Genomic DNA, 11,525 nt, shown 5'->3' on the forward strand with positions numbered 1-11,525 from the left:
ATATTCCTCGCCAGAAAACGCCTGTTGAGTCCGAGGTGAACACTCCCCTTCCAGGGAGGGGAGCAATTCGTCGCGTTTCGCGTGAATGTCGATCGGCCTAGGGCCGATCGACGTTCAGCGACGATCGCGAATTTCCGTCATTCCCGCGCAGGCGGGAATCCATAACCGCTGACGTTTCGGCTGGATACGCGACGCTGGCGCATATGGACTCCCGCCGTCGCGGGAGTGACGATAGCAGATAGAGCAGTCGTCCCGCGCCCAGGGGACTCAATGCCGATCGGCCCTAGGCCAGAGTGCAGGCCAGCACCGCCCAGCGGCGGTTGCGATGGACGGGGCGCACGCGCCAGTCGCAGCCGGTAGCGCGCAGGAACTGGCGGTGCAGCCGCGCGGCGTGCTGCGCGAAGTCGTGAAAGTCGATGCGGTGATGGGCGAGCACCAGCCTGCCGCCGGGCCGCAGCGCCGCCGCCACGTCGCGCGCGGTCTGCCGCATGGCTTGTGGGGTCAGGTAATAGAGCAGTTCGGCGACGACCACGACGTCATAGGTCGCGCGCGGCAAGTGCGCCGGTACCGCGAGCCGGATCGCGCGGGCGCGCGGAACGCCCGCCAGCGCCCTGGCGACCAGCGCCGTCCCCGCCCCGGTCGCCTCGGTCGCGTCGAGGCGGAGCGCGCGCGGCGCAATGGCGACGCTGTTCGATCCGTTGCCCGCCGCCAGTTCGAGGACGCGGCCTAACGGCCCCACCCCGATCGCGTGCAGGATCGCGCCGCGCTTCACCGCCTCGTCGCGGTTGCGAAAGGTCTGCCACGGATCGGGGTCGGCGGCGAAGGTGCGTTCGAACCCGTCGAGGGTGATCGGCCTCATCGCCGCATCGCGCCGAGGATTTCAGCCGGTCGGCTGAACGCGGCGATCTGCCCGGCGGTCAGCGCGAAACCGTGCGGATCGTCGGTTATCCGCCCGGTCTGGGTCCGGTAGCGGCGGATGGCGTGGCGCTTGGCGAGGCGTTCCTGCGCGGTGAGCGGCACCCTGCGGGCGGCGGGCAGACGCTGCCCTGTCGGCCAGACCGGATAGGCGCGCCAGAACACCCCGCCGCGCGGGCGGGCGGCGGCGGCGACCGCGCGGTGATCGGGATGGTCGTCGCGCGGCGACGGGGCCAGTGCCAGCACCGGTACGGGCAGCGTCGATAGCGCCCGCGATATGGCACGGCGCAGCGCGCCGCCATGCGCGGCGACGTTGCCGTCGGGCAGGTCGAGAAAGTCGATATCGCCGGCGGCCACGCCGATGCGGTGCAGCTCCCGCCGCGTCTCGCGCCGGCGTTCGCGGACCAGTCGCGCGCGCGGCCATGTCGGGCTGGCGCGGTGCGATCCGGCGCCGTCGCTGACGATCAGCACGCGGACCACCACCCCGCGCCGCCGCGCGCGGGCGATCAGCGCGTGCGCGCCGATCGTCTCGTCATCGGGATGCGGCGCGACCATCAGCAATGCCTTTGGCCGGATCACAGGGTCACCGTCAGCGTGCCGTCGGCGACCGCCGCACCGACCAGCATCCGCTGCGCATCGGGGCCGGGCTGGCGCAGATACATGGCGAGGTCGGTGATCGTGGCCGAGAGCGGATGGTCGTGGAACAGTGCGGCGACGCCGACCGCCTCCTGCGCCACTGCAATCGCCTTGCCCCCGGCGGCATAGACCGCGGCGCGGGCTGCGGCGACGCTCGGCAGGCGCGCGGCTTCGTCGGCGAACCATGTCGCCGCCGCCGTCCGCACCGCACCGGCGGCCGCCTCCCCCAGTCCATAAAGGCGGGCGAGCCGGCCCGCCTGATGCGGATCGGCGGCGCGACCGGTCTTCACCAGATGATCGCGCACCCCGTCGACAATGGCGGCGATCCCGCCCGCCTGCACCGCCGCGAAACGCAGGGCGCCGCCGCTGAACCACGGTTCGCGGACATAGTCGCCGGGCGCGCCGATCCGGTCGTCGGGGGTGATCGGCGAATCCGCCCAGCGCACGATATGCGTCTCCGAACGCTGCATCCCGACCACCCGCCAGAAGCTGCGGTCGATACTGTGCGCCACGCGCGCGAGGTCGAGCAGCAGCAACTGCCGCCCGCCGGGCGCATCGACGCTGACCAGCGCATGGCTGATGATGCCGGCGCCCGAGGCGAAGCTTTTGCCGCCATGGAGCATGTCGCCATCGAGCCGCAGCCCGTCGCCCGGCAGATCGGCGTTCCATACGCCGAGCGCCCCGCCATTGCGCAGGATGCCGGCAAGCCGGTCGCGCTGCGCGGCATCGCCATAGCGCGACACGATCTGCGCGGCATCGACATGCCCCTCGAACAATCGGCCGAGCGGCAGGTCCTCGCGACCGACGCGGTAGAGCAACCGCAACAGCGTCAGCAGCGCGAGCGCATCGGTCGGATCGGCGGCATCAACGAGTTCGCCGGTCAGCGTGGCGATCCGCTGGCGCAGGTCACTCATGCCGCCGCCGCCGGGCTGGCGGTGAGCAGCGCGAGCGCGGCTTCGGCGGCGACGAACGGAATGTGGCGCATACCGCCGGGCGGCACCGGCACCACCCGCATCGCGAACGCCTCCGCATTGGGACAGTCGCGCGCGACGCCGAGCAGATGGTCGGCATCAAGCCCGATCGCGGCGCTCATCCTCGCAAAATCGCCGCTGCCAAAGGCGTCGCGTGCGACCGCATGCAGGCGATATTGCCATAGCTGGTCGGCGGGGTGCGCGACGCTGACCGCACCCAGCCCGTCGCGATCCAGCGCACACAGGTTCGTCGCCAGCCCGCCGAGCACCCGCCCGATCCGCCTGTCGGATGTGTGGACGATGCTCGCCGCATCGCGCCGCACCCTGAGGCCCGCGCGCGCGGCATCGTCGACCAGCCGCGCATCCTCGCCGCGCGCCAGCGGCAGGAACCCGCCGAGCGCGAGATAGGTCGCCGAACGGAGGCCCATATTGGCGCCGCTGGCATGGTGGTGGATGATCGGCGCCTCCCACGTGACCGGATCGATCCGGCGGCGCAGCGCATAGAGGCGGGCATAATGGCGCTCGATCCGGTCCTGATCGCGGTTGCCGCCCCGGCCGCTGCGGACCACGTCGCCAACGACCAGATCCGCATGGTCGAGCGCGGCGGTCATCACCGTCAGCCAGTCGGGCGCGGGCAGGCTGTCGGCGTCGCTGGTCAGCAGGATCGCCTCCCCCTGCCCTACGCTCGCCAGCCCCAGCCGCATGGCCCGGTCGCGCGCGCGCCCGGCATTGGGCGCGGCGCGATCGGCGACCTCGACGATCAGCCGGTGGCGGCCGTTCGCGCGATAGGCGGCGATCGGCGCCATGCTGGCATCGCTACCGCCGTCGAGCAGCAGGCACAGCGTTACCGCTGCACCCGGCGGCACGGTCAGCCGGTCGAGCGCGGCGAACAGGTCGGGCAGCCGGTCCGCCTCGTCGCGCGCGGGAATGCAAATCGCCAGCGGTGCGGCGGTCAACGACCGCATCCGCCGTGATCGGCCGCCGGTCCTGTCGTATGCAGTCGTGCCATGTCGCTGTCCCCGCCGGTGATCCGATGCGATGGAGAGCATCGCCCTCCAGGTGATTGATATCGCTTCGGTAACGAACGGGGCGCGTTCGGGTTCAACCCGGCACCGGACCGATCAGCCGAACAGGGCCAATACGCCGCGCGACGGGTCGGTCAGCCCTTCGTAGATCATGCGGCAGGCGACATAGACGATGACGGCGAGGCCGATATAGGCGACCCAGCGATAGCGTTCGATCACGCGCGCGAGCACATTGGCAGCGATACCCATCAGCGCGACCGACAGGATCAGGCCGACGGCAAGAATGCCCGGATGGTCGCGCGCGGCACCGGCGACCGCCAGCACGTTGTCGAGGCTCATCGACACGTCGGCGACGGCAACGGCCCAGGCGGCACTGGCGAAGCTGCGCGGGGCGGCGGCCTTCAGGGTCGAATCCTCGCCCGGTTCATCGCTATGGTCGCGCAGTTCGCGCCACATCTTCCATGCCACCCACACCAGCAGCAGCCCGCCGGCGAAGACGAGGCCGGTGACCTGCAACAACTGGGTCACGACCAGCGCGAAGGCGACGCGCAGGATCAGCGCCGCGCCGACGCCGATCAGGATCACCTTGCGCCGCATCGCGGGCGGCAGGCCGGCGGCGAGCGCGCCGACGACGATGGCGTTGTCGGCGGCGAGCATGACGTCGATCAGCACGACCTGCGTAAAGGCGGCGAGCGCGGACGGACTGCCGATATTGGCGAAGTCCGCGACGATATGGTTCCAAAGTTCGGTCATCGGTTCAACTCATGCAGGAAAGGCGAACGGGATCATATCGGCAAAACGTCATGACCGCCGATTGGCTTCGCCGGGATCGGCGGCCCCGCTGATGATCGGCTCGACCGATCGCCGCAAGAGCCGATCCATATCCGGCGCGCAATCGGGATCGATCGAGATCGGGCGCCGGGCGGCTTCACCGCCAAACGCCATGCTCGCTGCGATATCATTGCCTGCTTCCTTGTAAACGACCGCGGAGTCAGTAAGCCTTGGGCAACGGCGGCGTATGAGCACGGCGATAATTTAGGAGAAAGATCATGCGCATGGCATTCGGCATCGGCGCCGCTCTCATGCTGGTGGCATCACCGACCCTGTCGCAGCCGCCGCAGGAACGGGCCAACGGGTTGACGGCGCAGGAGCGGGCGCAGGGGTGGCGATTGTTGTTCAACGGGCGCGACCTGTCGGGTTGGCGGTCGTTTGATGGTCTCCCGCCGGCGCAGACATGGGTGGTACGCGACGGAACGCTGCTGCTGACCAAGGCCGACGGACAGATGAGCGGCACCGATCTGGTGACCGCCGACACGTTCGGCGCGTTCGAGCTGACGCTCGACTGGAAGGTGGAGCGGGGCGGCAACAGCGGCATCCTCTATCTGGCGCGCCGGATGCCGGACGCACCCCTGCTGTATCAGACCGGGCTGGAGATGCAGGTTCTGGACGATGCAGGGCATTCGGACGGCAAGATCCCGACGCACCGGGCCGGCGCGCTGTACGACATGACGGTGCCCCCGGCCGGCGCGTCGCGGCCGGCGGGCAGCTGGAACCATGCGCGGTTGCTGGTCGAGCGGGGCCGCATCCGCCAGTGGCTGAACGGCACGCCGACCGCCGACGTCAGCTATGGCGACGATGCGTGGCGCAAGCGTGTCGCAGCCTCAAAATTCGCCAAGATGCCACGGTTCGGCACCTTTCCTAGCGGGGTCATCGGCCTGCAGGACCATGGCGAGCCGGTCGCGTTCCGCAACATCAAGCTTCGCCGGATCGGTCCCTCGGCCACGGGGGCGGCCAAGTGAGCGAGGCGGCGGACGCAGCGATCGACGTCGTGATCGTCGGGTCGGGCGCAGCGGGCGGCATGGCGGCGTACAGCCTGACCAAATCCGGTTTGCGCTGCCTGATGCTGGAGGCCGGACGAAGTTACGATCCGCAGGCCGAGGTCAATATGTTCGCGCCCGAAAGCGACGCGCCGCTGCGCGGGACGGGTACGCCCGACAAGCCGTTCGGATATTTCGACGCGACCGTCGACGGCGGCTGGCAGGTCGATGGCGAACCGTACACCATGCAGGAAGGCACCGACTTCCGCTGGTATCGCCCCCGGATGCTGGGCGGGCGGACCAACCATTGGGGCCGGCACGTGCCGCGCTTCGGCGCCTATGATTTCAAACCGTTTTCGCGCGACGGATTGGGGGTCGACTGGCCGATCGGCTATGACGATGTCGCCCCCTTCTATGACCGGGTCGAGCGGATGATCGGCGTCAATGGCGGGCCGATCGGATTGGAGAACCACCCGGATTCGCCGGCCGACTGCCTGATGCCGCCGCCCAAGCCGCGCGTGCCGGAGATGCTGATCACGGCCGCGGCCGAGAGCCTGGGCATTCCCGTCCGCGCGGCGCATACCGCCGTCCTGACGCGCGACATGCCCGATCCGGTCGCGCCGCGCAGCGCCTGCTTCAACGCGACGCCGTGTACGCGCGGCTGCACCATCGGCGCGATGTTCCAGACGACGACGTCGCTGCTGCCGATGGCGAAGGCGACCGGCAAGCTGCGCGTGGTGACCGACGCGATGGTATCGCGGGTGGTGATGGGATCGGGAACCCGTGCCGCCGGCGTCGAATATGTCGACCGCAAGACCGGCATGCGTCACCAGGTGACGGCGCGGGCGGTCGTGCTGGCCGCCGGCACCGGGGAGACGACGCGGCTGCTGCTCAATTCGGGGCAGGACGGCCGGGGCCTCGCCAATTCGTCGGGCGAACTGGGCCGCAACCTGACCGATTCCACCGGCGCGTCGTTCCGGGCGTATATCCCGGGGCTGGCGAACCGTCCGCGCTATAACGAGGACGGCATCGGCGGGCAGCACATCTACATCCCGTTCTGGCTGTACGAACAACAGAAGCGCGGCGAGCTGGATTTCGCGCGCGGGTATCATTTCGAAATCGGTGGCCGCTTCGGCATCCCGCCCGAAACGGCGCTGCCACGGGTATGGGGGTCGGCGCTCAAACAGGCGGTGCGCGAACGTTCCGGCGCGACCATCGCGCTGGTGCTGCGCGGGGAGATGATCCCCAACAAGGATAGTTTTTGCGAGATCGATCCGCAGGTCAAGGATCGCTTCGGCATCCCGGTGCTGCGCTTCGCCTTCAAATGGTCGCGGCATGAGGTCAATCAGGTCGCGCATGGTCGCCGCGCCGCGCATTCGGTGTTCCGGCGGCTCAACGGCACGATCCTCGACCCCGACCTGCCGCCGGAAAAGATCATGACGGCGGGCGGCGAGATCATCCACGAACTGGGCACCGCACGCATGGGCGCGGACCGGCGCTCGTCGGTGACCGATGGCTATGGCCAGACATGGGACGTCGACAATGTCGTGCTGATGGACGGCGCGACCTTTGCATCGGGGCCGCACAAGAACCCGACGCTGACCATCCTGGCGCTCGCGCTGCGCGCATCGGAGCGCCTCGCCGCGCGCATGACGTCGGGAGCACTCGCATGACCCTCGACCGCCGCACGACGCTGCAATGGTTCGCCGCCGCGACCACCCTGTCGCTCGCACCATGGACACCCGCATTGGGCGCGGTCGCGAAAGGCGCCGGAACGCCGCCTCCGTTCGACGTGGTGGACTGGCCGGCACAGGTCGTCCCGTTGCCGGCGACCAAGGGCTATGGTCGCGACCCCGACCTGACCGACCCCAAGGTGCCATGGCCGCTGACCCTCACCCCCTCGCAACGCGCTGCCATCGACCTGCTCGGTGACATGATCCTGCCCGCCGATGCGGCGTCACCCGGCGCCGGTAAGCTGGGCGTCGGTGCCTTTATCGACGAATGGATCAGCGCACCCTATCCGCGCCAGCAGGACGACCGGACCAGCGTCCTCGCCGGCCTTACCTGGCTCGACGCGCAGAGCCGCGCGCTTCACGGCGCGCCTTTCGTCAACCTCAGTGCGGCACGGCGCAGCCTGTTGCTCGACGCGCTGACCAGCGCTGCGCCGGCCCCCGCCATGGCGAAACCGGTCGCGTTCATGGACCGGCTGCGCAATTTGTTCGTGCTGGGGTTCTACAGCCTGCCCGAAGGGAAGGCGGATATGGGCTTTATCGGCGACCAGGTCACCGAGGGTCCGTATCCCGGCCCTGACGCCAAGGCGCTGGCGCACTTCGACGCGTTGATGAAGGAACTGAAACTGAACGGTACAGCGCCAGCGTAAGCCGCCATCGCTTTACGACAACAGACGGAACCGTTCGCGCGGGGCAGGAACTGACCCAGTCCTGCGCGACTACGGCAGTCAGGCGGTCCGAGCGGCTGTTCGGAGCGGACGGGTTTGCCGCATGTCATCCAATCTCGGGCACTCCCTCCGCGACGCGTTCGTCGACGGACGTGCGCGTGCTGCCGTCTTCTCGGCACCGAAATATCCATCGCTTCCGTTACAGCGAAATGACATGTATTTTCCAAACCGATTGATAGTAAGAAAATACGTATCATTACTTGGAGCAGCCGGTTCGCCGGGCGGGTAGGACGAACAGGTCGATGACGGTACCACGGATGCTGCTGATTACAGGCGCGCTGACGTTGGCGGGTTTCACGTCGTCGCTGCGTGCGCAGCCGGTCGTGCCGACACCCGCGATGCAGCCCGAACCGACCGGCATCGCGGCGGCGCGGGCGACGCTGGCCCGGTTGCGTCTCGCGCCCGAACGGCTCGACCTGCGGCTCCTGCCCGCTGCCGAGCCAAGCTATACCATCGCCGCCGCTGGCGGACGGGCGCGGATCGACGGGACGTCGGCCGTGGCGCTGGTACGCGGCGCCTATGGCTATTGGAACGCGGCGGGGGCGGCCTCGCTCAGCTGGGAGGGCGATCGCATCGCCCTGCCCGCCCGCCTGCCCGGTATGACCGGCGGGCGCGTGACCTCGCCCTTTGCCCACCGCGTGTATCTCAACACCTGTACCTATGGCTACACGACGCCGTTCTGGGACTGGGCACGGTGGGAGCGCGAGATCGACTGGATGGCGGCGCAGGGCGTCGACATGCCGCTGGCGCTGGAGGGGCAGGAATATGTCTGGCGCGCGCTGTGGCGCGAAACCGGACTGTCGGACGCGGCGATCGGGACGTCGCTGTCCGGCCCGGCGTTCCTGCCATGGCAGCGCATGGGCAATATCGAGGGATATCGCAGCCCGCTATCGGCCAACTGGATCGACGACAAACACGCGCTGCAACGGCGTATCCTGTCGCGGATGCGGGCGCTGGGCATGACGCCGGTGCTGCCCGCCTTTGCCGGCTATGTGCCCAAGGCGTTCGCCGACGCGCATCCCAGGGCGCGGATCTACAAGATGCGGGCGTGGGAGGGGTTCAACGCCACCTATTGGCTCGACCCGTCCGACCCGCTGTTCGCGGTGCTGGCGAAGCGGTTCATCGACCTCTACACCCGCGAATATGGCGCGGGGCAATTCTACCTTGCCGACGCGTTCAACGAAATGGTGCCGCCGATCGCCGAGGACGGCAGCGACGCGGCGAACGCGACCTATGGCGACAGCATCGCCAACACTGCCGCCACGCGGGCCGCCGCGCTGCCACCGGCGGTCCGCGCCGCACGGCTCGCCGCCTATGGCGAACGCCTGCACCGCTCGATCGCCGATGCGGCACCGGGCGCGACATGGGTGATGCAGGGCTGGCTGTTCGGCGCGGACAACCATTTCTGGACACCCGATGCGATCGCGGCCTTCCTGTCGAAAGTGCCGGACCAGCGGATGCTGGTGCTCGACATCGGCAACGATCGCTATCCCGGCATCTGGCGCGATACGAAGGCGTTCGGCGGCAAGAACTGGGTCTATGGCTATGTCCATAATTATGGCGGCAGCAACCCGGTCTATGGCGACCTCGACTTCTACCGCAGCGATCTGGCGACGCTCGCCGCCGCGCCGGACAGGGGGCGACTGACCGGGTTCGGCATGTTTCCCGAAGGATTGCACAGCAATTCGCTGGTCTATGCCAATGCCTATGATCTGGCATGGGGTCGCAGGGCCACGTCGACCACCGACTGGCTGCACCGCCATCTCGCCGCCCGCTACGGCACGGCGACGCCCGCCCTCGACACGGCATGGGCAAAGATCGCCGCAGGCGCCTATGCCACCCGCTACTGGACCCCGCGCTGGTGGGAGAAGCGGGCCGGGGCGTATCTGTTCTTCAAGCGGCCGACCGGAACCGCGACCGCATGGGCCGCACCTCCGGGCGATCCGGCAGCGTTGCGGGCAGGGATCGCCGGCCTGCTGGCGCAAGCGCCACGACTGCGCGGGGAAGCGCTTTACCGCTACGACCTGGTTGACGTCACCCGCCATTACGCGCTGTTGCGCCTCGACGCGCGGGTGCAGCGGGCGCTGCTCGCCTATGCGGCGGGTGACGTCGCGAGTGGCGACCGCGCGGTGGCGGGGATCGAACCGCTTGCCCGCGCCATCGACCTTCTGCTCGGCAACCAGCAGGAGACGCTGTCGAGCTGGATCGACATGGCCCGTGCCTATGCCCGATCGCCCGAGGACGAACGCGCCTTCGTCACCGATGCCAAGGCGCAGGTGACGATCTGGGGCGGCGAAGGCAATCTCGCCGACTATGCGTCGAAGGCGTGGGCGGGGCTTGTCGCCGATTTCTACCTGCCGCGCTGGCAGCATTTCCTGCGCGAACGCCGCGCCGCCGCGATTGCCGGCACACCGTTCGACGACACGGCGGTCCGGCGCGACATCCGGGACTGGGAGCAGCATTGGGTGAAGGACACCAAGACCTATCGACGCATCCGCCCGCACGATGTGATCGCACAGGCGCGGACGGTGCTGACGCTGGCGGACGCGCAATGACCGCTCCCGGTCGGCAGCGCTTCGTCTCACTCGACATGTTCCGGGGGGCGACGATCTTCCTGATGATCGTCGTCAACACCGCCGGCGCCGGCGCACCGCCCTTCGCGCAACTGAGCCACGCGCCGTGGTTCGGCTTCACCATTGCCGATCTGGTGTTTCCAACCTTCCTGTTCGCGGTCGGCAACGCGATGAGCTTTGCGCTCCGCCCCGACCTGCCCGCCCCAGCCTTCTTCGCGCGGGTGGCGAAACGGGCCGCGCTGATCTTTCTGCTCGGCTTCCTGATGTTCTGGTATCCGTTCGTGTCGGTCGATCCCGACGGCGGCTATGTCGCGAAGTCGCTGGCCGATGCCCGCATCCCCGGCGTCCTGCAACGCATCGCGCTGTGCTATCTGATCGCCGCACCGATCGCACGCTATTGCAGCGTCCGGGCGGTCCTCATCATCTGCGCTGCATTCCTGTTCGGCTATTGGGGCATGTTGCTGGCGTTCAGCCCGGCGGGTGAAGCCTATACCCCGCTCGGCAATATCGGCACGACGATCGACCTGACGCTGTTCGGACGCGACCACCTCTATCGCAAGATGGACGGCTTCGATCCCGAAGGACTGCTCGGCACCCTGCCCGCGACGGTCAACGTCCTTGCCGGTTTCCTGGTCGGCCGCTGGGTCCAGCGGTCCGGCAAGCAGCCTGGCGTCGTCCTGCGGATCGCGCTCGCCGGGGCCGGCGTGATCGCCCTCGCGCTGCTCTGGTCGCCATGGTTCCCGATCGGCAAGCGGCTGTGGACCAGCCCGTTCGCGCTGCTGACCATCGGTTGCGACATGGTGCTGCTCGCCGCGTTCGTCTGGGCGATCGAGGTGCGTGGGCTGACGACCGGGCGACGGTTCCTGACCATCCTCGGCCGCAACCCGCTCGCCATCTACATCTTTTCCGAACTGCTGGTCATGACGCTGCAACTGGTGCGCGTGCCGCCTTATGGCGGGCTGTACGACTGGGTCGGTATCGCCCTGTTCCAACCGGTGCTGCCCGGCCCACTCGGATCGCTCGCCTGCGCCATAGCCTATACGCTGGTTTGCTGGGCGTTCGGCTGGTGGCTCGACCGACGTGGCTGGCTGCTGAAGGTCTGATCCGGGCGCCTTCGATCGAAGGCGCCC

The 11,525-nt window shown here is 68.7% G+C and carries 11 protein-coding genes; 5 read left to right on the plus strand and 6 right to left on the minus strand.

The window, feature by feature from the left end; all coding sequences use genetic code 11:
• Positions 1 to 283 precede the first annotated feature (283 nt).
• The 6 genes from ASE59_RS14965 to ASE59_RS19920 form a co-directional block, all read right to left on the minus strand.
• On the minus strand, positions 284 to 859 hold the full coding sequence (locus ASE59_RS14965) for a class I SAM-dependent methyltransferase (RefSeq protein ID WP_056457973.1): 576 nt from the start codon (positions 857 to 859) through the stop codon (positions 284 to 286).
• Positions 856 to 1,494: a PIG-L deacetylase family protein gene (locus ASE59_RS14970; protein ID WP_235515801.1), complete on the minus strand. Its 639-nt coding sequence runs from the start codon at positions 1,492 to 1,494 to the stop codon at positions 856 to 858. The genes ASE59_RS14965 and ASE59_RS14970 overlap by 4 nt, the downstream gene beginning before the upstream one ends.
• Positions 1,491 to 2,465 carry a hypothetical protein gene (locus ASE59_RS14975; protein WP_056457975.1) on the minus strand — a complete coding sequence of 325 codons (975 nt, stop codon included), beginning with the start codon at positions 2,463 to 2,465 and terminating at the stop codon, positions 1,491 to 1,493. Before ASE59_RS14975 ends, ASE59_RS14970 begins: the two co-directional genes overlap by 4 nt.
• Entirely contained in the window at positions 2,462 to 3,487 is a 1,026-nt protein-coding gene (locus tag ASE59_RS19335) for a glycosyltransferase (RefSeq protein WP_082458495.1), read from the minus strand. Before ASE59_RS19335 ends, ASE59_RS14975 begins: the two co-directional genes overlap by 4 nt.
• A 156-nt stretch (positions 3,488 to 3,643) precedes the next feature.
• A complete protein-coding gene (locus ASE59_RS14985; protein WP_056457978.1) occupies positions 3,644 to 4,300 on the minus strand; it encodes a YjbE family putative metal transport protein in 657 nt (218 codons plus the stop codon).
• A 48-nt stretch (positions 4,301 to 4,348) separates the two neighbouring features.
• Positions 4,349 to 4,492 (minus strand): hypothetical protein, encoded by a 144-nt coding sequence (locus tag ASE59_RS19920; RefSeq protein ID WP_156360105.1) that lies wholly within the window; start codon positions 4,490 to 4,492, stop codon positions 4,349 to 4,351.
• A gap of 104 nt (positions 4,493 to 4,596) precedes the next feature.
• Between ASE59_RS19920 and ASE59_RS14990 the strand changes: the two genes are divergently transcribed.
• From ASE59_RS14990 to ASE59_RS15010, 5 genes are all read left to right on the plus strand, one after another.
• Positions 4,597 to 5,346: a DUF1080 domain-containing protein gene (locus ASE59_RS14990; RefSeq protein ID WP_156360106.1), complete on the plus strand. Its 750-nt coding sequence runs from the start codon at positions 4,597 to 4,599 to the stop codon at positions 5,344 to 5,346.
• Entirely contained in the window at positions 5,343 to 7,037 is a 1,695-nt protein-coding gene (locus ASE59_RS14995; RefSeq protein ID WP_200913301.1) for a GMC oxidoreductase, read from the plus strand. Before ASE59_RS14990 ends, ASE59_RS14995 begins: the two co-directional genes overlap by 4 nt.
• The gene (locus ASE59_RS15000) at positions 7,034 to 7,744 is read left to right on the plus strand and encodes a gluconate 2-dehydrogenase subunit 3 family protein (RefSeq protein ID WP_056457985.1); all 711 of its coding nucleotides are present in this window, start codon (positions 7,034 to 7,036) and stop codon (positions 7,742 to 7,744) included. Before ASE59_RS14995 ends, ASE59_RS15000 begins: the two co-directional genes overlap by 4 nt.
• A gap of 320 nt (positions 7,745 to 8,064) precedes the next feature.
• The gene (locus tag ASE59_RS15005) at positions 8,065 to 10,377 is read left to right on the plus strand and encodes an alpha-N-acetylglucosaminidase (protein WP_200913302.1); all 2,313 of its coding nucleotides are present in this window, start codon (positions 8,065 to 8,067) and stop codon (positions 10,375 to 10,377) included.
• Entirely contained in the window at positions 10,374 to 11,498 is a 1,125-nt protein-coding gene (locus tag ASE59_RS15010) for an acyltransferase family protein (RefSeq protein ID WP_056457986.1), read from the plus strand. The genes ASE59_RS15005 and ASE59_RS15010 overlap by 4 nt, the downstream gene beginning before the upstream one ends.
• Positions 11,499 to 11,525 lie beyond the last annotated feature (27 nt).

The organism is Sphingomonas sp. Leaf10, from assembly GCF_001421245.1.
Lineage (GTDB): Bacteria > Pseudomonadota > Alphaproteobacteria > Sphingomonadales > Sphingomonadaceae > Sphingomonas.